Source organism: Castellaniella sp., from assembly GCF_047971665.1.
Classification (GTDB): Bacteria; Pseudomonadota; Gammaproteobacteria; order Burkholderiales; family Burkholderiaceae_B; genus Castellaniella.
The window spans coordinates 80,596-107,154 of the sequence record NZ_JBKEAA010000018.1 but is presented as its reverse complement, the minus strand read 5'-3'; the positions used below and the strand labels follow the sequence as shown (position 1 = coordinate 107,154).

18 protein-coding genes are annotated in these 26,559 nt (G+C 65.7%); 7 read left to right on the top strand and 11 right to left on the bottom strand.

The window, feature by feature from the left end:
* Window positions 1-42: 42 nt before the first annotated feature.
* Together ACK5JE_RS07215 and ACK5JE_RS07210 are read left to right on the top strand one after the other, a co-directional pair.
* Window positions 43-960, top strand: a complete 918-nt coding sequence (locus ACK5JE_RS07215; protein WP_416801014.1) for a LysR family transcriptional regulator — start codon at window positions 43-45, stop codon at window positions 958-960.
* A 113-nt stretch (window positions 961-1,073) separates the two neighbouring features.
* Window positions 1,074-3,671: an EAL domain-containing protein gene (locus ACK5JE_RS07210; protein ID WP_416801013.1), complete on the top strand. Its 2,598-nt coding sequence runs from the start codon at window positions 1,074-1,076 to the stop codon at window positions 3,669-3,671.
* A gap of 27 nt (window positions 3,672-3,698) precedes the next feature.
* On the opposite strand, the gene ACK5JE_RS07205 is transcribed toward ACK5JE_RS07210, so the two are convergent.
* From ACK5JE_RS07205 to ACK5JE_RS07190, 4 genes are all read right to left on the bottom strand, one after another.
* Window positions 3,699-4,529, bottom strand: coding sequence for an FAS1-like dehydratase domain-containing protein (locus ACK5JE_RS07205; RefSeq protein ID WP_416801012.1), 831 nt, complete (start codon window positions 4,527-4,529; stop codon window positions 3,699-3,701).
* Entirely contained in the window at window positions 4,516-5,742 is a 1,227-nt protein-coding gene (locus ACK5JE_RS07200) for a CaiB/BaiF CoA transferase family protein (RefSeq protein ID WP_416801011.1), read from the bottom strand. Before ACK5JE_RS07200 ends, ACK5JE_RS07205 begins: the two co-directional genes overlap by 14 nt.
* 11 nt (window positions 5,743-5,753) lie before the next feature.
* Entirely contained in the window at window positions 5,754-6,914 is a 1,161-nt protein-coding gene (locus ACK5JE_RS07195) for an acyl-CoA dehydrogenase family protein (protein ID WP_416801010.1), read from the bottom strand.
* Between the two features lie 123 nt (window positions 6,915-7,037).
* A complete protein-coding gene (locus ACK5JE_RS07190) occupies window positions 7,038-7,985 on the bottom strand; it encodes a LysR substrate-binding domain-containing protein (protein ID WP_416801009.1) in 948 nt (315 codons plus the stop codon).
* A gap of 146 nt (window positions 7,986-8,131) precedes the next feature.
* On the opposite strand from ACK5JE_RS07190, the gene ACK5JE_RS07185 reads away from it, so the two are divergent.
* Together ACK5JE_RS07185 and ACK5JE_RS07180 are read left to right on the top strand one after the other, a co-directional pair.
* Window positions 8,132-9,493 carry an MmgE/PrpD family protein gene (locus ACK5JE_RS07185; RefSeq protein WP_416801008.1) on the top strand — a complete coding sequence of 454 codons (1,362 nt, stop codon included), beginning with the start codon at window positions 8,132-8,134 and terminating at the stop codon, window positions 9,491-9,493.
* Between the two features lie 68 nt (window positions 9,494-9,561).
* Window positions 9,562-10,776 carry an MFS transporter gene (locus ACK5JE_RS07180; protein ID WP_416801007.1) on the top strand — a complete coding sequence of 405 codons (1,215 nt, stop codon included), beginning with the start codon at window positions 9,562-9,564 and terminating at the stop codon, window positions 10,774-10,776.
* Window positions 10,777-10,829: 53 nt separating this feature from the next.
* Here ACK5JE_RS07180 and glmS read toward each other — a convergent pair whose 3' ends face one another.
* Window positions 10,830-12,662, bottom strand: coding sequence for a glutamine--fructose-6-phosphate transaminase (isomerizing) (gene glmS / locus ACK5JE_RS07175; protein WP_416801006.1), 1,833 nt, complete (start codon window positions 12,660-12,662; stop codon window positions 10,830-10,832).
* 172 nt (window positions 12,663-12,834) lie between these two features.
* Between glmS and ACK5JE_RS07170 the strand changes: the two genes are divergently transcribed.
* On the top strand, window positions 12,835-13,320 hold the full coding sequence (locus ACK5JE_RS07170; RefSeq protein ID WP_416801005.1) for an Lrp/AsnC family transcriptional regulator: 486 nt from the start codon (window positions 12,835-12,837) through the stop codon (window positions 13,318-13,320).
* A gap of 3 nt (window positions 13,321-13,323) precedes the next feature.
* Here the strand turns inward: ACK5JE_RS07170 and ACK5JE_RS07165 are convergent, their stop codons facing one another.
* From ACK5JE_RS07165 to ACK5JE_RS07155, 3 genes are all read right to left on the bottom strand, one after another.
* Window positions 13,324-14,871 (bottom strand): mechanosensitive ion channel family protein, encoded by a 1,548-nt coding sequence (locus tag ACK5JE_RS07165; RefSeq protein WP_416801004.1) that lies wholly within the window; start codon window positions 14,869-14,871, stop codon window positions 13,324-13,326.
* Window positions 14,872-15,099: 228 nt separating this feature from the next.
* The gene (locus ACK5JE_RS07160) at window positions 15,100-16,125 is read right to left on the bottom strand and encodes an HD domain-containing phosphohydrolase (RefSeq protein ID WP_416801003.1); all 1,026 of its coding nucleotides are present in this window, start codon (window positions 16,123-16,125) and stop codon (window positions 15,100-15,102) included.
* Between the two features lie 33 nt (window positions 16,126-16,158).
* Window positions 16,159-19,119 carry an MHYT domain-containing protein gene (locus ACK5JE_RS07155; protein ID WP_416801002.1) on the bottom strand — a complete coding sequence of 987 codons (2,961 nt, stop codon included), beginning with the start codon at window positions 19,117-19,119 and terminating at the stop codon, window positions 16,159-16,161.
* 353 nt (window positions 19,120-19,472) lie between these two features.
* Between ACK5JE_RS07155 and ACK5JE_RS07150 the strand changes: the two genes are divergently transcribed.
* Window positions 19,473-21,014: a DEAD/DEAH box helicase gene (locus ACK5JE_RS07150; RefSeq protein WP_416801001.1), complete on the top strand. Its 1,542-nt coding sequence runs from the start codon at window positions 19,473-19,475 to the stop codon at window positions 21,012-21,014.
* A gap of 111 nt (window positions 21,015-21,125) precedes the next feature.
* Window positions 21,126-22,307 carry a class I SAM-dependent methyltransferase gene (locus tag ACK5JE_RS07145; protein WP_416801000.1) on the top strand — a complete coding sequence of 394 codons (1,182 nt, stop codon included), beginning with the start codon at window positions 21,126-21,128 and terminating at the stop codon, window positions 22,305-22,307.
* Between the two features lie 3 nt (window positions 22,308-22,310).
* On the opposite strand, the gene murI is transcribed toward ACK5JE_RS07145, so the two are convergent.
* Genes murI through ACK5JE_RS07130 form a run of 3 tightly spaced genes read right to left on the bottom strand, consistent with a single transcriptional unit; the run spans window position 22,311 to window position 26,543 of the window.
* Window positions 22,311-23,117 carry a glutamate racemase gene (gene murI / locus ACK5JE_RS07140; RefSeq protein ID WP_416800999.1) on the bottom strand — a complete coding sequence of 269 codons (807 nt, stop codon included), beginning with the start codon at window positions 23,115-23,117 and terminating at the stop codon, window positions 22,311-22,313.
* Between the two features lie 55 nt (window positions 23,118-23,172).
* Window positions 23,173-24,375 carry a tRNA CCA-pyrophosphorylase gene (locus ACK5JE_RS07135; RefSeq protein ID WP_416800998.1) on the bottom strand — a complete coding sequence of 401 codons (1,203 nt, stop codon included), beginning with the start codon at window positions 24,373-24,375 and terminating at the stop codon, window positions 23,173-23,175.
* Window positions 24,376-24,422: 47 nt separating this feature from the next.
* Window positions 24,423-26,543: a transglycosylase SLT domain-containing protein gene (locus tag ACK5JE_RS07130; protein WP_416800997.1), complete on the bottom strand. Its 2,121-nt coding sequence runs from the start codon at window positions 26,541-26,543 to the stop codon at window positions 24,423-24,425.
* Window positions 26,544-26,559: the final 16 nt, after the last annotated feature.

Below are 26,559 nucleotides of genomic sequence, written 5' to 3'. Positions count from 1 at the left end.
TCATTCCAACAGTTTTTATTGATTGATTCATAGGTTAATCTGATGGAAATCACGCTGCGCCAACTCCGTGCCTTCACCGCGCTGGCCCGCACCGGGGGCTTTACCCGGGCGGCCGAATCCCTGCACATCACGCAATCCGCCCTCAGCGGCCTGATCAAGGAACTGGAATCGCAACTGGGCGTGCGGCTGGTGGATCGCAACACCCGGCGCATCCAGCTGTCTGAAGTCGGACGGGAATTCCATTCGGTCGCCACCCACATCCTGCGGGATCTGGACAGCGCTCTGGAAAACATCGACAACATCAAGCGCCTGCGGCGCGGCATCGTGCGCATTGCCGCGCCACAACTGATGGCCAGCACCCTGATCCCGGAGGTCATCGCCAGCTTCCGCCGGGAACATCCCGACATCCAGATCCATCTGCTGGATTGCGCCGTGGAAAGCGCCATCACGCAGGCGGTGCGCGGCGAGGTGGACATCAGCATCGGCCCCCACCGCGAAGGCCTCACCGATCTGGCCGCCGACCCCTTGTTCGACCTGCCGTTCATGGCCGTCTTTCCGCCCGGACACCCGCTGGAATCGCTGGAACGCATCTGCTGGTCCGATCTGGTGCGCTACCCCTTGATCGCGCTGCAGGGTCAGTTCACCGACCAACTGGCCCTGGACCTGTATCGAATGGCCAACATTTCCGCCATCCACCCGAGCCATGAAGTGACGTTCATGAGCACCGCGCTGAGCATGGTCAGCGCGGGCCTGGGAGTGACGGCGGGGCTCCCCTATTCCCGGACGCTGGTGGATCTGTACGGCCTGCGCATGCGACCGCTGCTGGACCCGGTGATTCGCCGCCAGTTCTTCATCTACAGCCGGCTGAACGCCAGCCCGCCGCCCGCCACGCAGGCATTCATGCAGCACCTGCACGAACATGTCGGCGAAAGGGACTGGGGCATCCCGGACAAGTCATAGCAGCCATCTCCGCGCGGATCAACTGTCGCGATCCACGCGCGCCGTTTCTCCGCCCCATGGCTCCATCCTATAATGAAACGAAGCCGATCGGCACTGACCCACTGGAAACGCCGATGAAAGCTGCCCTCCATTCGATCCGCGCGTGTGTCTGCCTGTCCTTTTTCCTGGGATCGATCAGCCTCTCGCCACAGCCGTCCCTGGCCACGACACTGACGGTCGGCATCAGCGACCTCGGTTCTGTGACATCGATCGCGCCCGACGGCCAGCCCGACGGCGTGATGGGCGATCTCCTGTCCGAGATCGCGCGCCAGGAAGACTGGACCCTGACGACCGAACCCTGTGAGTGGCCGGACTGCATGCGCAAGCTGCAGGCGGGCGAAATCGACCTGCTGCCCGCCGTCGCGCTGACGCCCGACCGCATGGCCTTTCTGTCCTACAATCAGACACCGGTCCTGCAGACCTGGACCCAGGTCTACGCCCGCCCGGACACCAATATCCGCACCATCGAGGATCTGAACGGACAGCGTGTGACCATACTGTCCGGTTCGATCCAATACCGGTACCTGGAGACGTTGCTGCGCAGCCTCGGCGCCCGGGCCCGGCTCATCCCGTCCGATACGCTCAACGAAGGCTTTCAGCTGGTACAGGCCGGCCAGGCGGACGCCGTCGCCGCCGACTTCATTTCCGGCAGCAGCGCCTCCGAAAAATATCACCTCGAAGCCACACCCATCATCTTCCTGCCATCGGGACTCTACTTTGCCGCGCCCAAGGGTCGCCACGCCGACGTGCTGCAAATGATCGATCACTATCTGAGCACCTGGAAGGCCGATCCGGAATCCATTTATTACCGCATCCTGTCGCGCTGGAACAGCCCCGGGGTCCGTTCCGTCGAATCGGTCATGCATCGATACGGGACGCAATTTGTGATCGCCGCCTCCCTGACCGCCCTGCTGGCCCTGATCACCGCCGGACTCGTGTACAGCCAGTCACGCCGCCGGATACGGCGCATGCAAACGGCGGGACGCCACCTGGCCACCGTGCTCGATCGCACCAGCGATCTGATCTGCATCGAGGACCGCGACCGGCATGGCCGATACGCCAATTCGCCATACCGTGATTTCTTTGGCCTGCCGGTCTCGCCGCCCCGACCCGCGCCCGACCTGAGCCGGATATCCCCTTCAATTGAAACCCACGGCATCACCGAGGCCGACCTCCCGGCGCTGATGCGCGGCAAAACCCTCGTGACCCGGGAACAGCGGGTGTCTGCCCGGACAGGGCGGACCCACACGTTCCATGTGTTCAAAACCGCCCTGCCGGCCCGGGTCGACGCGGAACGCATGTTCTGCACCCTGCGGACGGACATCACCGCTCTCGACCAGGCCAGGGATCTCGCCCACCACCACGCCTCCCACGATCCGCTGACCGATCTGCCCAACCGCATCCTGCTGCAGGACCAGCTCAAACAGCTGCTGCTCGGCACGCAGCCCGAAAAGGGATGCAGCGCGGTGCTGGTCCTGGATCTCGATGGTTTCAAGAAAATCAACGACAGCCATGGTCATGCCATCGGCGACCAGATACTTCGAGAAGTGGCCCGTCGCCTGCGGGCGCACACCCCCGAGCGGGACAGGGTCTCACGCATCAGCGGCGACGAGTTCATGGTGCTGCTCACCCAGCTGGATACAGACCCCAGCGCCGGCACACATGAAGCGCTGCGGATTGCCGAAAGACTCCGGCTCGCCCTGTTCTCCACGCCGATGGCGCTCGGCAGGCAGACCAGCGTCGTGACCGCCAGCATCGGTCTGGTCATGCTGCGGATCGGCAGCACCACCGTCGGCGATGTCATCCAAGAGGCGGATCTGGCCATGCAGCGCGCCAAACACCGGGGCGGCAACCAGATCGTCCTCTACGACTTCACGCTGCAGACCGAGCTCGAACAGCGCCTGTGGATGGAAAAGGACCTGACGATGGCCTTGAACACCCGCCAACTGGTCATGTACAGCCAGCCTCAGTATGCCCGCGATGGCCGGATGACAGGCATGGAACTGCTGGTGCGCTGGACGCATCCCGACCGGGGGCCGATTCCGCCCGCCCTGTTCGTGCCCCTGGCCGAGGCCACCAGCCTCATCAACCACCTGACCGCCTGGTCGCTGGACGTGGCCTGCCAGGCCCTGCTCGAACTGCAGGGCCTGGGAGAAATCTATCCGCTTTCGATCAACCTCAGCCCCAAGGTCCTGATGGACCCCGGATTCGGCGAAACCGTGCGCAACCTGCTGAAACGCACCGGCGCGCCGGGCAACCGGCTGATCTTCGAAATCACCGAAGGCATCTGGATCCAGGACGTGGAGGTCACGGCGCGACGCATGCGCGAACTCAACCACCTGGGCATCCGTTTTTCCGTCGACGATTTCGGCACCGGCTATTCCAATCTGTCCAGCCTGATGCGCCTGCCGATCTCCGAACTGAAGATCGACGAGAGCCTGATCCGGAACCTGCCCGACGATCCCGACAGCATCGCCATCGCCCGGCTGATCCTGGCCATGGCCAGCCAGCTGGATTTCTGGGTCGTTGCCGAAGGCGTGGAAAACGAGCCACAGGCCGACTTCCTGGCCCGCCATGGCTGCGACGCGATGCAGGGCTATCTGCTGGCCCACCCCATGCCGATCGCGGACTGGCTGAACACCGTCCGGAGCAGGCGCGCCGGGTCGTCATGATGGCCAGCGCGCCGGCCAGCCCCTGATTCATCTCTCGAAAAACAGACTGGCTCGATGCGCCAGCGTCCCCTCCTGCTGCGCCCACAGATCGGCCTCGCGATCCGACTGAAGACAGCCGCAGACCTGAAAGGAGTTGGGCGCGATCAACGGGCGCACGCTTCGATAGGCCAGAGACCGCACCCGGGCCCCCGGGTGCGCCCGCAGGAACGCATGCACCATCAGGGTGGCGATCATCGGGCCATGCACCACCAGGCCGGGATAGCCTTCCTCGTCCCGGGCATAGGGCGCATCGTAATGGATGCGATGACCATTGAACGTCACCGCGGAATAGCGGAACAGCATGACCGGACCAGGCGTCACGGTCTCCGACCATTGCGCGGCGGGCGCCGGCTGCGTCCCTGTCAGGACGGGGGGCGAAGGCTCACGGTAGACAATGTCCTGCTCCTCGGCGAGACACAATGCCTCGTGCTGGAAATAATGATGCTCGACCGTCACGAACAACAGGCTTCCCGTGCGGCCGGTTTTCTCTTTGACCGCCGCGATCCGGGAGCGCCGCTGCGCCGGTTGTCCGATCCGCAACGGACGATGAAATTCCAGCCGGCCGCCCGCCCACATGCGGTTCCGGTCCGCCGCCGGCGGCAGGAACCCGCCCCGCCGGGGATGCCCATCCTCACCCAGCCGGGAATAGGGCTGGCCTTCGATAAAAAAGGCCCAATGCCACAGCGGGGGCAGGTATTCGAAAGGCTGTCCGATCCCGGCGCCCAGGCTCAAGGCCACCCGCCCGGCATGGCCGGCGTCCAGCGCATCGAGACAGGTCTCGGTACGGCCGATCCAGGCCGCAGGATCATGCACGGTCATGATCCTCTCCATCGGCCTGACCCCCTCCGTCCGCCTGATCGACACCATCGGGTCCGGCCGGCACAGATCCTCCGCCGGCCAGGCCGAGTTCCACCAAAATGGCTTGCGTGTGCTCGCCCAACGCCGGCACATCTCCCATGGCGGCCTGGGCCGCGCTCGCCCTGCCGGGCGGCAGCAGCGCGGGTAACCGCCCCGCGGGGCTCTGGATGTCGACCCAGCGGTGGCGTGCGCGCAACTGCGGATGAGCCCACAAATCGGCCATGCTGTTCATCCGCGCATTGGCGATCCGGGCGGCATCCAGACGGGCCACGACCTCTTCTGCAGTCAGCGCGGCAAAGACCTCATGAATCAGCGCACGCAGCTCGGCCCGCGCCTGCGACCGGCGCGAGTTGGTCGAGAAACGCGGATCGGCCGCCAGTGCCGGCTGCTCCAGCACCCGCTCGCAGAACACCTGCCATTCGCGCTCGTTTTGCAGCCCCAGGATCACAGTCCTGCCGTCACCGGCAGTAAAAGGCCCATAGGGATAGATGGAAGCATGCGAGGCGCCGGCACGGGGCGGCGGCGCAGCGCCCTCAAAACTGTAGTACAGCGGAAAGGACATCCACTCGGTCATGCTCTCGAGCATGGAGACATCGATGTGCTGGCCCTGGCCCGTGCGGCCGCGCTCGATCAGCGCCGCCAGGATGTTCGTATAGGCATACATGCCGGCCGCGATGTCGGCGATCGAACAGCCCGCCTTGGCCGGCTCGTCGTCCGAACCCGTCACCGACAGGAAGCCGGACTCGCTCTGGATCAGCAGATCGTAGGCCTTCTTGTCCCGATAGGGGCCATCGTTGCCATAGCCGGAAATATCACAGACGATCAGTCCTGGATAACGCCCGCACAGCGCCTCGTAGGACAAGCCCAGGCGGGCGGCGGCGCCCGGCGCCAGATTCTGCACCAGCACGTCCGCCTTTTCCAGCAGCCGGTCCATGACTTCGGCGGAAGCGAACGCCTTGATATCCAGCGCCAGGCTTTCCTTGGACCGGTTCACCCAGACGAAATGAGACGACAGGCCGCGCACGCGCTCGTCATAGTCGCGCGCGAAATCACCGCTCCCCGGCCTTTCGATCTTGATGACGCGCGCGCCCAGATCCGCCAGCTGGCGGGTGCAGAACGGCGCAGCGATGGCGTGTTCCAGCGTGATGACGGTGATGCCTTGAAGCGGCAGCATGACGGTCCCCCTCAGAACGAACGCGGCATGCCCAGCACATGCTGGCCGACATACGACAAAATCAGATTGGTCGAAATGGGGGCCACCTGATACAGGCGTGTTTCCCGGAACTTGCGCTCGATATCGTATTCGCACGCGAACCCGAACCCGCCATACGCCTGCAGGCAGGCATTGGCCGCCTCCCAGGAGGCGTCGGCCGCCAGCAGCTTGGCCATGTTCGCCTGCGCGCCGCAGTCCTGGCGCTGATCGAACAGCGCACAGGCCTGGTAGCGCATCAGACTCGCGGCCTCGACGTTGACGTAGGCCCGGGCGATGGGAAACTGCACGCCCTGGTTCTGGCCGATCGGACGGTCGAACACGACCCGGTCGCCAACGTATCGGCAAGCGCGGTCCACGAACCAATAGCCATCGCCGATGCATTCGGCGGCGATCAGGGTCCGTTCGGCATTCAGGCCGTCCAGGATGTACTTGAATCCCTTGCCTTCCTCGCCAATCAGGTTTTCCTCGGGGATTTCCAGATTCTCGAAAAACAGCTCGTTGGTCTCGTGATTGACCATGTTCAGGATCGGGCGCACCGTCAGGCCGTTGCCGATGGCGTGGCGCAGATCCACCATGAAGATCGACATGCCCTCGGATTTCTTGCGCACCTGATCCAGGGGCGTAGTGCGCGCCAGCAGCACCATCAGGTCGGAGTGCTGGATACGGGAAATCCAGACCTTCTGACCATTGACCACATAACGTCCGTCTTTTTTCACGGCCGCGGTCTTGATCCGGGTGGTGTCCGTGCCGGTCGTCGGTTCAGTCACCGCCATGGACTGCAGCCGCAATTCCCCGCTGGCGATCCCTGGCAACCAGGCGTTCTTCTGGGCCTCGGAACCATGCCGCAGCACCGTGCCCATGTTGTACATCTGGCCGTGGCAGGCGCCCGAATTGCCGCCCGCCCGGTTGATCTCCTCCATGATCACGGAAGCCTCGGTCAGCCCCAGGCCGGAGCCGCCATAGGCCTCGGGAATCAGTGCCGACAGCCAGCCGGCCCGGGTCAGTGCGTCGACGAATTCCGCCGGATAGCCGCGCTGTTCGTCCACTCGCCGGAAATACGCATCGCCGAATTGCGCGCACAAGCCCCGGATGGCGTCTCGAATGTCCTGGTATCGGGCAGTGGTCTCGTTCATGCGCGGTCTTCGGCTCCAAAAGTGCGGTCCGGAACAGCGCCCGGACAGGAGCATTCAGCATGAAGGAGCGGGCGGCCGCTGACAATTTTGTTTTGCCAAACAGCGCGTTTTGCAGCGGACGCCTCAAGCCGGCGCGCCGGCGTCTCCTGCCCCTCGGGCCGTGGGATCCTCGGCTGCGGCCGCATCGGCCACCAGCAGATCGACCAGCTCACGGGCAAAGGCGGGCAGCGCCTCCGAGTCGCGCACGCAGATGTGCAGATCCCTCAGGGACCAGTCGTCCTCGAGCGGCACGATGCGGATGGGAATGCCGCGCGCATAGCGATAGGCCGCCGACGCGGGGATCACGCCGATACCGACCTTTGCCGCGATCAGGCGGCAGGCCGCCTCGAAATTGCCCACCTCGATCCGGAAGCGCAGCACACGCCCCAGATCCTCGGCGGCCTTGAGCAGAAACGAATGAATGGCGCTGGATTCGAACAGGCTGATGAGATCGTATTCGAGCGCCTCTTCGAATCCGCTCGAGGCCATCCGGGTCAGCGGGTGATCCTCGCACGTCACCAGCACCAGACGGTCGGTGCGGTACGGCAGATAGCGCACTCCGACGCCACCGCTGCCCTGGGCGGTGATGCCGATGTCGGCCACGCCCTCAGCGACCGCGTGCACCACCTGGTAGCTGAGCCGCTCCCGCAGTTCGACATTGACGTCGGGATGCGACACCAGATAACGGCCCAGCAGCGCCGGGATGAACTCGTTCATGGCCGTCGTGTTGGCATACACCCGGACACGGCCCTTGACCCCCTGCGCATATTCCTGCATGTCGCCCCGCAGATGTTCGAGCTGCCGCAGCACCGTGCGGGCATGGCGGACGAACACCTCGCCCGAAGGCGTCAGGGTGACCCCCTGGCTGCCGCGATACAGCAATTCGGTGCCCAGGTGCTCTTCGAGGCTCTTGACCCGGTTGCTGGCCGCCGGCACGGACAGGAAAGTGCGTTCGGCCCCCTTGGTCAGGCTCATGGCGCCGGCCACATTCACCATCAACTGCATGTCGGTCAGGTCAAAGCGCAACGCCATGGCACGGTCATCCTTTGCATTTATAAAGTCCGTCTTAAGCAAACAATAATAGGCAAACCCCGTACCGATCAAGCACAGTAATGCTCACGACCCGACCCTCTCCGACGCCAGGCTCAGCGGCTTGGCCAGCTTTGATCAGGAACATCATGACCCACCCCAGCGACCTCCTGTCCAGATTCGTGGCGGACCTGCAATACGACGACATTCCCGCGCCCGTCCTGCGCCGTGCTGAAGACCTGCTGCTGGACTGCCTGGGATCGATCATGGCCGGCGCCAGCGGCCGGGCGGTCCAGTCCCTGGCGCGCTATGCGCGGACCATGGGCCCCGCTGGCGGCCCCGCCGAGAACATGGTCCTGCGCCAGGGAACCAGTCCGGTATTTGCCGCCCTGAGCAACGCGGCGGCCGCGCACATGGTGGAACAGGACGATGTGCACAATGGTTCCGTCTTCCATCCGGGCGCCGTGGTCGTCCCGCCCGCGATTGCCACGGCCCAGACCCTCGGCGCGTCCGGCAAGGCGCTGCTGACGGCCATGGTCGCCGGCTATGAGGCCGGGATCCGCATCGGCGAATTCCTGGGGCGGTCGCACTACACGGTCTTTCATACGACAGGCACGGCCGGCACCCTGGCGGCCGCCATGGCCACCGGCAAGCTGCTGGGCCTGGATGCCCAGCGCATGCGGCACGCGCTGGGATCGGCCGGCACGCAGGCCGCCGGCCTGTGGGAATTCCTGCGCGACGGCGCCGACTCGAAACAGCTGCACACGGCCCAGGCGGCCGCCAACGGACTGATGGCCGCCTGGCTGGCTCGCGACGGATTCACGGGCGCCGCCCGCATTCTCGAAGGTCCCCAGGGAATGGCAGCCGGCATGTCGCGCGATGCCGACCCCGCCCGGCTGACGGATGGCCTGGGCACACGCTGGGCCCTGCTGGAGACTTCTTTCAAATATCATGCCTCCTGTCGCCACACGCACCCGGCCGCCGATGCCCTGCTCGCGGTCGTCCAGCAGCACGGCCTGTCGATCGACGACATCCAGTCCGTGACGACACACGTCCATCAGGGAGCCATCGACGTGCTGGGCCCGGTGCTCGAACCCGCGACGGTGCATCAGTCGAAATTCTCCATGGGCACCGTGCTCGGACTGATCGCCAAGCACCGGCGGGCTGGCCTGCAGGAATTCGACGCCGCCCTGTCCGATCCGGATATCCGCGCCTTCCTGCCGCGCGTCGCAATGCGGTTGGACGCCGAGGTCGACACAGCCTATCCCGCGCGCTGGATCGGCAGGGTCACCGTCACCACGCGCCAGGGTCAGACCCTCGAGGGCCGGGTGGATACCCCGAAGGGCGACCCGGACAACACCCTGAGCCGCGCCGAGATCGAGGACAAGGTCCGGCGGCTCGGCCGATACCAGGATGCGGTGTCCGCGCGAGACATCGATGCCCTGATCGACCGGGTCTGGCACCTGGCCGACATGCCGGCCATCGGCGCTTTCCTGCCGGCAGGCGCCTGAGCATGCGCGCGCGTCACGGGGCATCGCCCGGGCAGTAAGCTATAGGTCCCCGCGCCCCAATCCTGACGATGTCCTCTGTCCCCGATTCACCGATCGAATCCTCCGCGATCACGCTCGCGGCCACGCTGACCATCCAGTCGCTGGTGTCGATGTCGCTGCTGACGCTGCCGGCGATCGCGCCGCTCATCTCCGACCTGCTGGGCATCCCGGCAGCCTATGTCGGCACCTATGTCGCCATCGCCTACGTCGGCGCCATGGTCTCCAGCCTGCTGTCGGGTTCAGCGACGCGGCGTTTCGGCGCCGTTCGCACCAGTCAGGCCGGCCTGTGCGTGTGCGCGCTGGGACTGGCGCTGTGCGCCATCGAAGCCATCCCTGCGATGGCCGCCGGCGCGTTGCTGGTCGGCCTGGGCTATGGGCCCATCACGCCCGCCAGCTCGCATCTGCTGGCACGCACCACGCCCGCCCACCGCATGTCCTTCGTCTTTTCGGTCAAGCAGACGGGGGTGCCGCTGGGCGGAGTGCTGGCCGGTCTGATCGTGCCCGGTCTGGCCCAGTGGACTGGCTGGCAGGCGGCGTTCCTGGCCGTGGCGACCGCCAATCTCTGCTGCGCGCTGGCGATCCAGCCTTTGCGCGCGCCCCTGGACGTCGACCGCGACTCCGCGCGCAGGCTGTCGGCCGGCGCGGGGCTGACCGGGCCGCTGAGGCTGGTCTTCAGCCAGCGCAGCCTGGCCGTGCTGGCCGGAGTGTCCTTTCTGTTCTCGATCACGCAGCTCTCACTGACCTCGTACCTGGTGACGTTCCTGCACCAGGACCTGAGCATGGAACTGGTCGCCGCCGGATTCGTGCTGGCCGTGTCCCAGGCAGCGGGGGTCGGCGGGCGCCTGCTCTGGGGCTATGTGTCCGATCATTATCTGGGCGCGGTCCACACCCTGATGGGGCTGTCGCTGCTGATCGCGCTCTGCGCGCTGGTCACGCCCCTGCTGAGGATGATCGATTCGAATCTCGCGGTTCTGGTGGTGCTCTGCCTGTTCGGCGGCAGCGCCATCGGCTGGAACGGCGTGTATCTGGCCGAAGTCGCCCGGCAGGCACCCGGCAATCAGGCCAGCATGGCGACCGCCGGTACACTGTCCATGACTTTCCTGGGGGTGGTCGTCGGGCCGCCGATCTTCGGCGCCGTGGCCGCCATGACCGGCAGTTACGGCTTTGCCTATGCCACCCTGCTGGTGCCCGCCGGGATCTGCCTGGCGCTGTTGTGGCGGTTCCGCGCGGCATTCGCCCGGTAGCCGGGGCCTCGGCGGCACGCTCGCCGCGATTGCATCCAGGCGGCCTGCACCCCTCACTCGACCGTCACGCTCTTGGCCAGATTGCGCGGCTTGTCCACGTCCGTGCCCCGGGCGCAGGCCGTGTGATAGGCCAGCAGCTGCAGCGGCACCGTGTGCAGGATCGGCGACAGCTTGCCGTAGTGTTCGGGCATGCGGATGACGTGCATGCCTTCGGCGCTGGTGATCTGCGAATCCGCATCGGCAAACACATAGAGTTCGCCGCCACGGGCGCGGACCTCCTGCATGTTGGACTTGAGCTTTTCGAGCAATTCGTCGTGCGGCGCGATGGTGATCACGGGCATGGCATCGGTCACCAGGGCCAGCGGACCGTGCTTGAGTTCCCCGGCGGGGTAGGCCTCGGCGTGGATGTAGCTGATTTCCTTGAGCTTCAGCGCGCCCTCCAGGGCGATCGGATAATGCATGCCGCGCCCCAGGAACAGGGCGTTTTCCTTGCTGGCGAAGCGTTCGGCCCAGGCAATGATCTGCGGCTCCAGCGCCAGCACGGCAGATACGGCGGCCGGCAGGTGGCGCAATGATTTCACGGCCTGTTCCTCGGCGACGGCGTCCAGGCGGCCGCGCGCCTGGGCCAGCGTCAGCGTCAGCAGATACAGGGCCGTCAGCTGGGTGGTGAACGCCTTGGTTGAGGCCACCCCGATTTCCACCCCGGCGCGGGTGATGAAGGCCAGCTTGCATTCGCGCACCATGGCGCTGATCGCCACATTGCAGATGGTCAGGGTCTGGTCCATGCCCAGGCTGCGCGCGTGCTTCAACGCCGCCAGGGTATCGGCGGTCTCGCCGGACTGGGAAATGGTCACCACCAGGGTCCGAGGATCAGGCACGCTGGTGCGATAACGGTATTCGCTGGCGATCTCCACATTGACGGGAATGCCGGCCAGGGATTCGATCCAGTAGCGCGCCGTCAGGCCGGCGTAGTAGCTGGTGCCGCAGGCCAGCACCAGCACACGGTCGATGGCCTGGAACATGGCGTGCGCGCCGTCACCGAACAGCTCCGGCATGATGGCGTCGATGTCCTGCAGGGTATCGCCCACCGCGCGCGGCTGCTCGAATATTTCCTTTTGCATGAAATGCCGGTAGGGGCCCAGCTCGGCCTCGCCGGTATGGACCTGAACCGTATGCACGGCCCGCTCCACGGCCTTGCCCTGGACGTCCGTCACCCAGACGCGGGCCAGTTGCAGGTCCACCACGTCACCGTCTTCCAGATACATGATCTGATCGGTGGTGCCGGCCAGCGCCAGCGCGTCGGAGGCGAGATAGTTGCCGTCGGCGCCACAGCCGACGACCAGCGGCGAACCCTGGCGCGCGCCGACCACGCGGTGCGGCTCCTCGGCGCAGAACACGGCAATGGCATAGGCGCCTTCCAGACGGCGCACGGCCTGCTGGACGGCGGCATACAGGTCGCCATCGTAGAGGTGATCGACCAGGTGGGCGACGACCTCGGTATCCGTCTGGCTCTGGAAGACATAGCCGGCCGCCTGCAGCTCGGCGCGCAGGGCGTCGTGGTTCTCGATGATGCCGTTGTGCACCAGCGCGATGCGCGGCGCGACCTGATCCAGACCGGAGAAATGCGGGTGCGCGTTGTGCGTCAGCGGCGCACCGTGCGTGGCCCATCGAGTGTGGGCGATGCCGGTCAGGCCCTGGACGCCATCCTGCGCCACTTGCGCCGCCAGTTCAGCCACCCGCTGCGTGCTGCGCACCCGTTGCAGGCCGGTGCCTGTATGCACGGCCACGCCGCAGGAATCATAGCCCCGGTATTCCAGACGGCGCAGACCTTCGAGGAGAACGGGGACAATGTTGCGACGCGCCACCGCGCCAACGATACCGCACATGAGAGAACTCCCGAGTTTGAACGACGCATGCGATGGGACCCGCGCCCCTCGCTCAGGTCGTTATTGTGTGCTGGCAAGAAAGAAATTTGATTTCTTTTTTATCCATATAATGAATTTATATTTCATTGATAAAATAGAGTGAAATTAAATTTCATCTCCTTTGACAGATCCCATGCCCGACACCCCGCCGCGAACCGCACTGGACGACCTGGATCGGCGCATCCTGGATCAATTGCAGCAGGACTGCGCCCTGAGCAACCTGGAGCTGGCCGCCCGGGTGCATGCCTCACCGCCCACCTGCCTGCGCCGTGTCCGCAAACTGAAGCAGACCGGCCTGATCCAGCGTCAGGTCGCGCTGCTGGATCCCGCCCGGCTGGGGCTCGCCCTGACGGTCATCATCGAAGTCACCCTGGATGGCCAGTCGGCCGCGCAGGTGGATGCCATCGAAGCCGATCTGATCCGCGACGCCGCGATCCAGCAGTGCTACCGCGTCAGCAGCGGCCCGGATTTCGTGCTGGTGGCCCAGGTGGCCGACATGGCGGCCTACCAGGCCCTGGCATTGCGACGACTGACGGGCGACACCCGCATTCGCAATGTCCGCAGTTTCTTCGTCACCGGGCGAGGCAAATTCGAGACGTCGATTCCCCTCCGGGGCTGAGACTCAGTCCCGACGGGCGGGCGGCCGGTACCAGTCCTGGAGCGCCACCTTTTTTTCGTCCTTGGGATCGAAGACATAATGCGGCGACATGATCTGGACGCCGTACTCGTTGAACACGTCCTGGATATTGGCATGCAGGGCCGTCAGCAGTTCGGCGCGGGAGGTGGGCTGCTCCGACAGGGCATACGCCACCAGCCGGTACTCGGGATAGAAATCGGACAGCGCCGTCTGGAACACCCGGGGGCGCGGATCCTGCGTGATGCCTGCGGTTCGGCCGGCCGCCTCGATGAGCATCGCCTCGACCTGCCGCCACGGCGTATCGTAGCCAATGGTGACCACTGTATCCACGATACAGCCAGTCCCCGCCACCACCCGCGAGTAATTCCGCGTCACCGACCCCGTGACCATGGTGTTCGGAATCGTCAGCACCTCGCCCAGCCCGGTCCGCACGCTCGTCGTGAACATGCCCATCTCGGTCACGGTGCCTTCTTCCGCGCCGATCTTGACGTACTCGCCGACGCGCAGCGTCCGGGTATACGTCAGAATCAACCCGGCGGCCGCCTGCCCGACCATGCTCGACGCTCCCAGCGAGACCATCAGGCCAATGAGCACGGACAGCCCCTTGAACGCCTCGGTGTCCGCGCCCGGCAGGTAGGGATACGCCATGGCGAGCGCGAACAGCCAGACCGCAAGCGCCAGCAAGCGGTTGGTCTGGGAAAGCGTATCGCTGTTGAGCCAGCCGATGTGTCCGGAGGCGGCCAGACGCGCCATCAGATTCTGCGAGAACGAACTGATCCCCTGGGCCAGCAGGAAAATGCTCAGGGCAATCGCCAGCCCCGGGATGGAGTCGATGATGCCGTTGAACAGATACGTCGCAATGTGGACCAGATAGCCATTCAGGCTTTCGCCCCACGGCCGGGTATAGGGAAACTGCTGCAGGACGAAACTGAGCCATTCGTAGGTAAACAGCAGCGCCAGCAGCCAGTAGAACCACCACAGCAGTCGCTTCAGGATCGGAAAAACGGTGCTGATCTCGAAGATTGCGGCGCCCTTGACCCGGATGCGGACGGAGTGATTGCGGACCAGCCCGGGCAGGAGACTGATCAGCTTGCGCCGCAACATCGCGATCCCGCGCAGCAGCAAGGCATAGATCACCGTGGCCGCCAGGGCATACCCGGCGGCGATCAGCAGAAAACGGGGGTTCCTGGCCTGATGATTCTCCATCACGACGACGCGCAGGTTGGCCGCCGCATGTTCGGCCGCTGTCCTGGCGCTGTCATCGTCGGGACCGATATCCTTGGGCGATACGATGAAGGCCCGCTTGCCGCCCACCAGCACGAGATAACTGGTCTGTATGGGTTCGATGGCGACCACGGCGTCTTCCGTGCTGTCGAGCACCTCGTTGATCACGACGGCGGCGCGCCGGACCCGGGCATCCGGGGTTTCTCCCAAAAAGGTATTGCGAAGGACGATGATCGTCCGATTGGCGACCTTCAGGGTCGCTGCGGAGGCTGCGTCAGGAGCCTCGGCCGCATCCGCCAGGACCAGCATAGACGACAACAGGAGCAGGCAAAGACAAAACCACCCTCTGACCATGAATCGCATTGCAAACTCTCCGCGCAGAACACTGATCCGACCCGAGATGAAGCGGACATGACAAACACCTGAACAGAAACATCAGGCACCCGCTGATTGTATGTTCATGCGCCGCCTCATGAACGCAGCTTTTTCGTCACACACGCCACCGACCGATCCATGAGCCCCGTGCGATCCGGACAGTCAGGGCATCGCGTCCGATGCCGATGCCTCAGGCTCATCCGACCAGCGGGCGCGAAATTCCAGGATGTCCGGCAGGCAGCGCAGGAAAGCATCGACCAACGCCGGATCGAAATGGCGGCCGCTTTCCTGACGGATGTGCGCCACGGCCTCCTCGACCGACCAGGCGGGTTTGTAGGGCCGCGAACTGGTCAGGGCATCGAATACATCGACCACCGCGATGACGCGCGCGGCACGCGGAATCGCTTCGCCCGCCAGGCCATCGGGATAACCGCTTCCATCCCATTTCTCATGATGGCGCAAAGCGATCTCGGCAGCCAGAGACAGCAGGCTGGACGAATGCTCGCCGATGATCCGGGCACCGATCTCGGCATGCCGGCGCATGATGGTCTGCTCCATCGCATCCAGTCTGCCGGGCTTGAGCAGCACCGCGTCGGGAATGCCGATCTTGCCCACATCGTGCATGACGGCCGCGTTCTGCAGTTCACGGGCCGCATCCTCGCTATACCCTGCCTCGCACGCCAGCCGCCAGGAGTAATGACTCATGCGCACGACATGCCGGCCGGTGCCGTTGTCGCGGTATTCAGCGGCCGCGCCCAGTGCGCGGACAAGCCGCAGACTGGTTTCCAGCAGCTCCTCGGCGCGCACCAGGGACAAGTGTGTGCGAATGCGGGCCCGCACCACCGACAGATCAAACGGCTTGGCGATGTAATCCACCGCCCCCAGCTCCAGACCTCTGAGTTCATCCTCCGCCTGTCCCAATGCCGTCACGTAGATCACCGGAATCGCGTGGGTGTCGCTGCCGCGCTTGAGTGTCTCGCAGACCTCATGACCCGACATGCCCGGCAGCATGACGTCGAGCAGAATCAGATCCGGCCGCTCTCTTTGCGCCACCGCCAGCGCCGTCGGGCCATCCTTGGCAAACAACAGGCGGTATTGCGCCTGCAGGCCGTGCCGCAACACCTGCAAATTGACCGGCTCATCATCCACCAGCAGCAAGGTCCGTCGCTCTTCTTTTCCGTCATTCATGCGCCCAGTCCCTGTCGAACATGTGAACAGTCCCTAGTCGTCCGCCCGTACAGAAGTATCCGCCAGAATCGTATCCAGCAGCGCGCCAGCCCGCTCGAACTCGAAAGCATCGATCGCGGCGCGCAGAGCCCGCACTCGATCCAGGCCGCCCCGCGCCTCCAGCCCGGCGCACACCACACGTAATGCCGCTTCGTCCAGTTCGTTGCGCGCCAGGACCAACCGAAGAGACATCATGGCCGACTCCAGGCAGGTATCCGAAATCGACGACGACGATGTGCGGCTCGATTCAAAGGCCGGCGCCTCCTGGCGGACGATCATGGCCTCCTGGCGCGCAGTATCCATCAAGGCGCGCAGTTCAGGCAAACGCCCAAGCACCTCGTCAATCCGCCCGGCCCGGCCCAGATCCTCCAGTTCGGCGGCCTGCCGTGACATGGCCATCAGGGCCAGGTTGCCAGCCACGCCGCGCAGGGCATGCAGGCTGAACAGCAGGGCCTGCGGATCCAGGTCGTGCCGTGAGTCAGGCAACGGATATTTGTCCGGCGCCTCATCCAGGAAAGTCAGAATCCGATCGGCCAGCCATGTCCGTCCGCTCCAGAGCACAGCGCCACGCTCCCAGTCGATCGTTCTTTCCGGCGTCTGGTTGGCGCAGGCCACCGGACCGTCTCCGGCTCCCGTGGGCCGGCCCTCCAGAACCCGGGCGATCTCATCGTACAGCCGGGGAATGTCCAGAGGCTTGACGGCGAACCCGTTCATGCCGGCCTGCCATGCCTCGCGCCGGTCATCGTCCATCACACTGGCCGTCAGCGCGATGACCGGCGTGACCACCAGCCCCCGGCTGCGTTCGTGCTGACGGATCAGGCGGGTCGCCTGCAACCCGTCGATCACCGGCATGTACACATCCATCAGAATCACATCGAAATGGCCCGCCAGGAATCGCTCGACGGCCTGCTCGCCGTTATGCACCGACTCCACATGATGGCCCCCGGATTGCAGGACCAGCGTCAGCAGTTCCAGGTTTTGCTCCACATCATCCGCGATCAGGATGTGCAGCGGCGGCAACTGCGGCGCGTCATCCGGAGACTGCGGCTCGCGGGGCGCATGGCCCAACGCCAGAGGCAGCCAGACATGGAAGGCGCTCCCCCGGCCGAGCGCGCTTTCGACCTCGATACGCCCCGACATGGCTTCCACCAGCTGGCGGGCGATGGTCGTGCCCAGGCCCGTGCCGCCAAAACGCCGGCTGATCGAGGCATCCGCCTGGGTAAAGGGTTCGAAGATGAGTTCAGTCTGCGCCGGGCTCATGCCGATCCCGGTGTCGCGCACCTGCACATGCACCATCCCGTCCTCCCGGGAGAACAGGACGTCCACCCCGCCGATTTCGGTGAACTTGACGGCATTGCTCACCAGGTTGTTCAGGACCTGCAGCAGGCGCAAGGTATCGCCCTTGAAATATTCCGGCATGTCGCCCGGATAATGGACCGTCAGGCGCAATCCCCGGGCCTTCGCATCCAGGCTCAACGAGGACTCGATCTGCTCGGACAGGCTCTTGAGCGAGAAATCATGGGTCTCGAGCTCCAGCCGCCCGCTTTCGATCCTGGAGGAGTCGAGGATATCGTTGAGCAGGCGCAGCAGACTGCGGGCCGACTGGCTGATCGTGTCCAGATAATTCCGCTGGGAGGACTTCAGGTCCGTCTGTTGCAGCAATTCGGTAAAGCCGATGATGGAATTCATCGGCGTGCGGATCTCGTGGCTCATGTTGGCCAGGAAATACCCCTTGGCCGCGGCCTGCTCGGCGCGCTCCGCCGCGTCCCGCAGCGACGCCTCGAGCGCCTGCTTGTTGCTGACGTCGGTCAGCAGGCCGACGAACATCACCTCTTTGTTGGGCAGGCGCACGCGGCCGACCGTCATGCTGATCGGCACCGAGCTGCCGTCCCGGCGCCGTCCGACGACATCCTGGACCTTGCCGATGATGCGCGGCACGCCGGTCTCACGATAGCGCCGCAGATAGCCGTCATGCTCGGAGCTCATGGGATCGGACATCAGCATCTTGACGTTGCGGCCGATGACTTCTCTGGCCGTGTAGCCGAACAGACGCTCGGCGGAATGATTGAAATCCAGCACAATGCCATAGGCATCGATGGTGATGATGGCATCCACGGCGGTATCCAGGATGGCCTGCAACCGTGACTTGCTTTCACCGACCTCGAGGTACAGCTCGCGAATGCGCACGAGACCGCTCAGGGAGACAATCAGCACGGCCACCGTCAGGCTGATGGACGCCAGGCCCAGCGACGCCCAGGCCGTGCCCAGCACGATGCTGTGGCCGATGTCGAACAGACCCACATTGCCAAAGAAACGCACCGCCTGCATGCTGGTGTAATGAATCCCGGCAATCGCCAACCCCATGACCACGGCGCTGATCAGCAATCGCATGAACCTGGAAAGCGATGTGCGCGACAAACGGAAACCGATCCACAACCCCAGCGTCGCCAGCACCACGGCCACGACGAGGGACAGGCCGAACATCACGCGGCCGTAGCGCATGTCCAATGAACTGACGATGGCCATCATGCCGATGTAGTGCATGGCGGCGATGCCCAGGCCGACCACCAGGCCGCCCAGGGCGAGCAGCCAGCCGGACGGTTGACGCTGCGTCAGCAGCCACAGGGCCACCCACGCGGCCGCCAGGCTGGGCAGCAGGGCCCACAGGGTGATGTCCGTGCGGTAATACATGGGCACCGGCAGATGGAATGCCATCATGCCGATGAAATTCATGGACCAGATCCCGCCCCCCAGCGCAAGGGCGCCGGTGCCGACGGCCAGATGACGATAGAAATGGCTGCGTGTCTCGCGTGCAATGCGCGCCATCTGCAATGCCAGCAGGGACAGAAAAATCGCGACCGCGATGGACAGCACCACCAATCCGGCCTGCCAATAACCACGGACCAGCGGCCCAAACTCCTGACCATCGACGAAGAAATGATCAAGCATCATCATGTTGCCGAGTGAATTTTTTATATATAAATAACAAAAATTGTAAAATTCAACCTGACAGAATGCAACAAATAACATTCAATTGCGTACCAATCCGGTCCCGAATCGAGACAAGCGCCGCCAATGAAACAGCGTGTCCACACATCTATTGACCTAGGGAAATCCCTATGCGAAAATACCGGATTGCCTGTTTTCTGACCTTCTGACCTCGGTTTCACGCTTGGCGTGCCTTTTGGGTTGATCCGGTCGGCGCATGCGACTGATTCTGTCCGGCAGACATCCGCGACAGCAACCCGGCAGGGACATTCATCCGATCCCTGCGGCACACCGCCCGCATCGCGGGCGCAAGGAAACCCATGTCCTTCGACACCCTGGGGCTCGACCCCCGGCTCGTGGCCGCTCTGCGCGACCTCGGCATCGACACCCCGACCTCCGTCCAGTCCTCCGCCATCCCCCAGGCCCTGTCGGGTCATGACCTGATGGTGTCTTCGCAGACCGGCAGCGGCAAGACCGCCGCCTTCATGCTGCCCGCCCTGCAGCGTCTGAGCCATCGCGCCGGCGCCGGTGGGCGCGGCGTGCAGGTTCTGGTGCTGACCCCCACGCGCGAACTCGCCATGCAGGTGGCCGACGCCGCCCGCGCGTACGGCAAACAGATCGACGGCCTGCGGATCGCCACGGTGGTCGGCGGCATGCCTTACGGCGCCCAGATCAAATCCCTGTCGCGCCGCGTGGACGTGCTGGTCGCCACCCCAGGCCGCCTGATCGATCACCTGCAGGCGCGCCGCGTGAACCTGTCCACCGTGCAGACCCTGGTGCTGGATGAAGCCGATCGCATGCTGGACATGGGCTTCATCGAGGACATCGAAGCCATCGTGCGCAGCACGCCGGCCGAACGCCAGACGCTGCTTTTCTCGGCCACGCTGGATGGCACGGTGGCGCATCTGGCGACCAACCTGATGCGCGATCCGAAACGCATCGAGATCACCACGCACCGCCAGAAGCACACGCACATCACCCAGCACCTGCTGTATGCGGACGACAAAGCCCATAAACTGCGTCTGCTGGATCATCTGCTGCGCGACGCCAGCCTGGATCAGGCGATCGTGTTCACCGCGACCAAACGCGGCGCCGACGACCTGGCCGACCTCCTGGCCGACGAGGGTTTCGCTGCCGCCGCGCTGCACGGCGACATGAACCAGCGCCAGCGTACCCGAACACTGGGCCTGATGCAGAAAGGCCGGGTGCGTATCCTGGTGGCAACCGACGTGGCCGCGCGCGGCATCGACGTGCAGACCATCAGCCACGCTGTGAACTACGACCTGCCCCTGCAGGCCGAGGACTATGTGCACCGCATCGGCCGCACCGGGCGTGCCGGACGCAGCGGCCAGGCCATCACCCTGGCCGTGCATGCCGAGCGCCACAAGGTCCGCCGCATCGAGCATTTCATCGGCCAGGCCATCCCCCTGGAAACCATCCCCGGCCTGGAGCCGCAACGGTCCGTCCGCCCCACCTACAAAGACAAGCCTCGTAACGCCCGCCCCCAAGGCGGCAAGCCTCACGGCAAGCCGTGGCACAAGGACGGCGCCGCCAAGGACGCCGCGCCGCGCGCGCGCAAGCCCTGGCAGCAGGAGGCCCGGGCATCCGAAGACACCCGGCCGCCGCGCGCCCGCAAGCCCTGGGACCAGGACAAGCCCGCCCGCCCCCGGAAGGAACGCGGTGAGGGCCGCCCCGGCTTTCATCCCAAGGCCGACCGCGCCGCCCATGGCGCCGGCCCGCGCCAGAACCGCGACGGCCACACGCCCCAGGCGGCCCGGCCCGCCAAAGTCGGCGCCAAGTCGACCTTCAAGCGGCTGGCCCGCCAGAACCAGGCCCGCGCGCAGCGCCCCCGCTTCGCCTGAGCCTGACGCTGCGGCACACGCCCCAGCGACGTGGTGAAGCCCGATCAGCGGGCGGCACCACGAGGGCGGCAGGCGACACGACGGGAGACACCCGCCTGTTATGCTTCGCCCATGATTGAACTGCCCGCTGTCCACACGCCCTCCGGCCTGCCGGAACTCGACGACGACGCACGCGCGCACGGCGCCCGCGTCCAGGCCATGCTGACGCAACGCATCCATGACGCCGGAGGCTGGCTGCCATTCGAACACTGGATGCAGGCTGCGCTATATGCCCCCGGCCTGGGCTACTACAGCGCCGGCAGCGCCAAATTCCATCACGAAGGCGATTTCACCACTGCCCCTGAAACCAGCCCCCTGTTCGGCCAGGCGCTGGCGCGTCAGGTCGCCCAGGTACTGGAGGCCAGCCAGTCCACCCGGGTGCTCGAATTCGGCGCTGGATCGGGAGCGCTGGCCGCCGCACTGATCCCGGCCCTGCGCGATCTGGGATTCACCGTCGAATACGACATCCTTGAACTGTCCGCCGACCTGCGCGCCCGCCAGCAGGCACGCCTGTCGCCCAGTCCCGGCCAGGTGCGCTGGCTGGATGCGCTGCCGGCCACGTTCAGCGGTTGCGTGATCGCCAACGAGGTCCTGGATGCCATGCCGGCCGTTCTGTTTCGCTGGGACGCGCACGGCGCGCCGGAACTGCTGGGTGTCGCCCTGGATGCCCGCCCCGAAGCCGCGGCGCCTTTTCGCTGGGCGACGCGGCAAGCCCCGCCGGGCACCGCAGCAACCCTGGTGGCCCGCATGCCCACCTTGCCCGGCTACCAGTCCGAGATGAACCCGCAGGCCGAGGCCTGGGTACGTGACCTGGGCCGCTGGCTGCACCGTGGCGCCGTCCTGCTGATCGATTATGGATTCCCGCAAGCCGAGTACTACCATCCTCAGCGTCTGCGCGGCACCTTGATGTGCCATTTCCGCCACCACGCGCACGATCAGGCGCTGATCCTGCCGGGCCTGCAGGACATCACCACCCATGTGGACTTCACCGCGATGGCCGATGCCGCGCTGGACGGCGGACTGGAGGTGCTGGGCTACACGTCGCAGGCGCGATTCCTGATGAACGCGGGCCTGACGGAACTGATCCAGACGCCCGGCGGCGATCCGGCGCAACGCGCGCGCCAGCTGACCGCGCTGAACACCCTGCTGTCCGAGGCCGAGATGGGTGAATTGTTCAAGGTGCTGGCCATTGGCCGGGGACTGAATGCCCCCCTGCTGGGTTTCGCCCGCGGGGACCGGCGCGACCGCCTGTAGCCGCTACGCGACCTTCAGGCCAAAACTGTTCATCAGGCGCCGCGTGGCGAAATCAGGACATCCACCGGTAAACAGCGCCACATCGTCCTCTTCCGGATGCAGCGCATCGGCGCGACGCGGCAACAGGCTGCGAGCACGCCGCGCGATGGCCTCGGCGGGATCGAGCCAGTCCACAGGCCAGGGCGCCAGCCGCCGGAACACATTCGCCAGAAAAGGGTAATGCGTGCAGCCAAGCACCACGATGTCGGTGCGGGCACCGCCATCAGCCACAAAACAGGGCGCGATTTCCGCCGATACGGCCTCATCGCCCACCGGCAGGCCACGCACATAGGCCTCCGCCATGCGCGCCAGCCGGGGCGACCCCACCAGAGTCACATGACACTGCGAAGCAAAGGACTGAATCAGGTCGCGGGTATAGTCGCGCCGCACCGTCCCCGGGGTAGCCAGCACGGACACCCGCCCGGACCGCGTCCGTTCGGCCGCCGGCTTGATGGCCGGCACAGTCCCGACAAAGGTCATGTCGGGATAGGCGGCCCGCAACACCGCGCCCGCCACCGTGAACGCGGTATTGCAGGCGATGACGCACAAGGCTGGCGCGTGTTCATGCAACAGGTCGGCGAACAGCCGCACGATGCGGTCGCGCAGCGCCCCCTCGGCCCAGCCTCCGTAGGGAAACCCGGCATCGTCGGCCACATAGAGAAACCGGCGCTCGGGCATCAGCACCCGGGCCTCGCGCAGCACGGTCAGCCCGCCGATGCCGGAATCGAAGACAAGAACGGGCTGGTCCGGATCGGCGGTCAATTCAGACATGAGGCAGTCAAGGGAAAAAAGGCATTGTCCTCTTTTTTCAAAAGCGGGTTCGCCCTCATGCCCATCCTCCGGATTTTTCAGAGCCACGGCCCGGATCCAGCGCCTGCAAACGCGCAGCACGCAGCGCATCGCGGATGCGCATGGCATCACCGCCCGCGGCGCGGGCGATCGCGCCCGCATCCACGGCGCGCACCGCCGCCAGCCGCCGGGCCCAGCGCGCCGGCTCGATGTCGCCCCGCACGCAATCGGCCGCCATCAGCAAAGCCTCGAAGCGGTCGGGCCGACGCAGCGCGTCGCAGGACTCCATCAATGCCAGCCAGGCGGCTGGGCGATCGGGTCCCGGCACGGCCTCCACCGCCTCATGCGACAGCACGGTCGGCTGCGCCGAAGCGTGGGCGGCTCCGGCGCCGTTCCCCGACATGGGCATCCCGGCCAGGCGATCCAGCATGCCCGGCAACAGCCGCGCCAGGTCGCGACAGGCCGAGGGCGCCCTGAGCCGATCCTGCACCCCGGGCGCGGAGCACCGGCAGAGCAGCGCGTAACGCTGCGGCAGATCCAGCCCCCTGTCGGCGCCCTGCGCCAGTCCGGCCGCCACCTCGGCATTCCAGATCAGGCCGGGCGCGACCCGATCGAGCGCCGAGCACTCGGCCAGCACATCGAACATGCGACCAGGATGGCCGGTCATCAGACCCTTGGCGAATTCCTGCCAGACACGCTCGGGCACCAAGGCATCGACCTCGCCGTCGCGCACCAGTTCACGGCACAACGCCAGGGTCTCGGGCGCGATCGTGAAATCATGGAACCGCGCGGCGAAGCGCGCCAGACGCAACAACCGCACCGGGTCCTCGACGAAAGCCGGGCCGACATGTCGCAGCACACCGGCATGCACATCGGCCGCCCCGCCCAGCGGGTCGATCAGGGTGCCCGTCAGCGTCCGCGCCATGGCATTGACCGTGAGATCGCGTCGGCGCAGATCGTCTTCCAGGCTGACATCGGGTCCCGCGTGAAAAACAAAGCCCCGGTAGCCCCGACCGGATTTGCGCTCGGTCCGCGCCAGGGCGTACTCCTCGTGCGTGCGCGGGTGCAGGAAGACGGGAAAATCCCCGCCCACCGGCGTGAACCCGCGCACCGCCATGATCTCGGGACTGGCGCCCACCACTACCCAGTCGCGGTCGCCCGCCGCCAGGCCCAGCAGCTCGTCGCGCACCGCCCCCCCCACGATATAGACATCCAGACCCGCAACGGCCGGATCACTCATGTCCGGAGCGGCTTCCGGCCTGCCGCTGGCGTCCCGCCCCCGCTGGATCACGGCCTGGCCGTCCTCGTCACCGTCGTGGCGCCGACCGTGCCCAGGCGCGCCTTGAGCGAATCCGGGCGGCCGGTGAACAACATGGCGTAATAGACCGTGTTGGACAACACGTTTTTCACATACAGCCGGGTCTCGGTGAAGGGAATGGTCTCGGCGAAGACCGCACCTTCGACCGGGGCCGGGAGCTGGGCGCGCCAGCGCTTGGGCCGGCCCGGTCCGGCGTTGTAGCCCGCCGTGGCGAGCAACTCTGATCCGTCCAGATCCTGCAACACCATGTTCAGGTAGTTGGTCCCGAGGATCGTGTTGGTGTCGAAATCGGTGACCTGGCTGGGGCTGAAGTTCTTCATGCCGATCTTGCGTGCCACATGACGCGCGGTGGCCGGCATCAGCTGCATCAGACCGGATGCACCGACACGCGAACGCGCATCGGTGATGAACCGCGACTCCTGGCGGATCAGGCCATAGACCCAGGCGGTATCCAGGTTGATCAGACGCGCCTTGGCCTCCACCTGGCCCTCGAAGGGCGCGATGAAACGCTGGCTGAAATCGGCGACGTCCTGTGTGAGCTGAGACGTGTTCACCACCCGGTCATAGATTTGCTCTTCACGGGCGAATTCCGCCGCGCCGCGCAATTGGGAATCGCTCATGCCGCGCAAGGCGAAATTCCATTCGGGGACGGCCTCCCTGCGCCAGCCCAGATCGAACAGCGCCACGGCGCGCTGCAGGCCGGGGTTGGCCCGCGCCTGAGCGATCCAGCCCGGATTCAAGGCACCGGGCTGTGCCGGCAGCCTCGGCGTGCGGCCCAGTTCCTCGGCGGCCAGCAGTCCGTAGAAACCCTGCTCATCGACAATGGACTCATAGTATTTGCGCGCGCCCGCCGCATCCCCCTGCGCCGCCAGCGCGCGACCATACCAATAGCGCCAGACCGGCTCATCGGCCTGCCGGTCGGTCATCTTGCGAATGGCCGCCGCGACCCGTTTCCAGTTCTGAGGGGCGACGCGCAACTCGGCGCGAACCTCCCAGGCATGGTTGTAATCGGTCATCGGCTCGGCGCCGGACTGACGGTACCAGCGTGCCGCCTCGGGATCGACGTTCAGCGCAGCCACCAGGCCAAACTGCCCCCAGACCCATTGCAGATCGGATTTTGGCATCCAGCCGGCCCAGTGCTGCTGAATATAGCGGGCAGCCTCGGGCCGGTCATCGGCGCGCGCCAGCCGGGACAGGGCGATGGCGGCCAGTTCGACATCGACACCGGCGCGAGGCTGATCGCGGGACTCCAGCCATTTGCGTGGGTTTTTCATCAAAGCCGCGTACTGCACCATGGCGGCATCATCGAACACCCCCCCCGCCACGCGGCCGGCGTTCCTCTGCTTGCCGGTTTCCAGCGTATCGCGCAGCAGACCGTTCAGTTCCTTGCGGTCAAGCACGTGGTCGGCCGCGGCCTGGTCGAGCAGGGCAAAGCAATCGGTGTTGTACCGGAACGCATCCAGGATCTCGGATGCCCGGGCACGCTTGCCGGTCTGGTGGCGGGCCAGCAACAGGGCACAACGGGCCTGGGCCGGAGGATCGGCCAGCGCCGGCACCGCCAAGGCCGTTGCATAATCACCGGACCGCGTGGCCGCCACGATCCAGTCGGCACGGATACGCTCGTTCAGGTAGGTGCCTGGCGAGTCGGCCAGGAATCGGCGCACCTCGGCATCCGGCACCGGCTGGGCGCGATTCTGGAGCTGCTGGCGCAACGCCCAGTAGCGCGGATACAGCCCCAGTACCGGGTCGGCGGCCGCCAGCGGCGCCAAACGCCCCAGATCATCCCAGCGCCGGGCACGAACCGCCTCGTAGGCGTCCTCGACGGCCTGGCGGGCGGCGGGCGGCACCCCCACCGGCTTCGGCTTGGGCGTGACAGGCGGCGGCGTCTCGGGCGCGGCATGCGAGACCCGGGCGGCGCGCGGCGCCTCGCCGGCCTGCTGCTCGGCCGCTGTGGGCGCCTGGGCGCCCGCGCACCCTGCCAACCCCAGCAGGGCCGTCAGCCCCAGCACCACAAGCCCCCGATGCGGACCGGACGAAGCCAGCCCTGCACCACCGACAAATCCCGGATATCCTATGACGCTTCGCCCCATGGCCAACACCCTCGCA

Coding starts and splice junctions, on each gene's coding strand:
- ACK5JE_RS07215 (WP_416801014.1), top strand. CDS start 43: ATGGAAATCACGCTGCGCCAACTCCGTGCCTTCACCGCGCTGGCCCGC.
- ACK5JE_RS07210 (WP_416801013.1), top strand. CDS start 1,074: ATGAAAGCTGCCCTCCATTCGATCCGCGCGTGTGTCTGCCTGTCCTTT.
- ACK5JE_RS07205 (WP_416801012.1), bottom strand. CDS start 4,529: ATGACCGTGCATGATCCTGCGGCCTGGATCGGCCGTACCGAGACCTGT.
- ACK5JE_RS07200 (WP_416801011.1), bottom strand. CDS start 5,742: ATGCTGCCGCTTCAAGGCATCACCGTCATCACGCTGGAACACGCCATC.
- ACK5JE_RS07195 (WP_416801010.1), bottom strand. CDS start 6,914: ATGAACGAGACCACTGCCCGATACCAGGACATTCGAGACGCCATCCGG.
- ACK5JE_RS07190 (WP_416801009.1), bottom strand. CDS start 7,985: ATGGCGTTGCGCTTTGACCTGACCGACATGCAGTTGATGGTGAATGTG.
- ACK5JE_RS07185 (WP_416801008.1), top strand. CDS start 8,132: ATGACCCACCCCAGCGACCTCCTGTCCAGATTCGTGGCGGACCTGCAA.
- ACK5JE_RS07180 (WP_416801007.1), top strand. CDS start 9,562: ATGTCCTCTGTCCCCGATTCACCGATCGAATCCTCCGCGATCACGCTC.
- glmS (WP_416801006.1), bottom strand. CDS start 12,662: ATGTGCGGTATCGTTGGCGCGGTGGCGCGTCGCAACATTGTCCCCGTT.
- ACK5JE_RS07170 (WP_416801005.1), top strand. CDS start 12,835: ATGCCCGACACCCCGCCGCGAACCGCACTGGACGACCTGGATCGGCGC.
- ACK5JE_RS07165 (WP_416801004.1), bottom strand. CDS start 14,871: ATGCTGGTCCTGGCGGATGCGGCCGAGGCTCCTGACGCAGCCTCCGCA.
- ACK5JE_RS07160 (WP_416801003.1), bottom strand. CDS start 16,125: ATGAATGACGGAAAAGAAGAGCGACGGACCTTGCTGCTGGTGGATGAT.
- ACK5JE_RS07155 (WP_416801002.1), bottom strand. CDS start 19,119: ATGATGATGCTTGATCATTTCTTCGTCGATGGTCAGGAGTTTGGGCCG.
- ACK5JE_RS07150 (WP_416801001.1), top strand. CDS start 19,473: ATGTCCTTCGACACCCTGGGGCTCGACCCCCGGCTCGTGGCCGCTCTG.
- ACK5JE_RS07145 (WP_416801000.1), top strand. CDS start 21,126: ATGATTGAACTGCCCGCTGTCCACACGCCCTCCGGCCTGCCGGAACTC.
- murI (WP_416800999.1), bottom strand. CDS start 23,117: ATGTCTGAATTGACCGCCGATCCGGACCAGCCCGTTCTTGTCTTCGAT.
- ACK5JE_RS07135 (WP_416800998.1), bottom strand. CDS start 24,375: ATGAGTGATCCGGCCGTTGCGGGTCTGGATGTCTATATCGTGGGGGGG.
- ACK5JE_RS07130 (WP_416800997.1), bottom strand. CDS start 26,543: ATGGGGCGAAGCGTCATAGGATATCCGGGATTTGTCGGTGGTGCAGGG.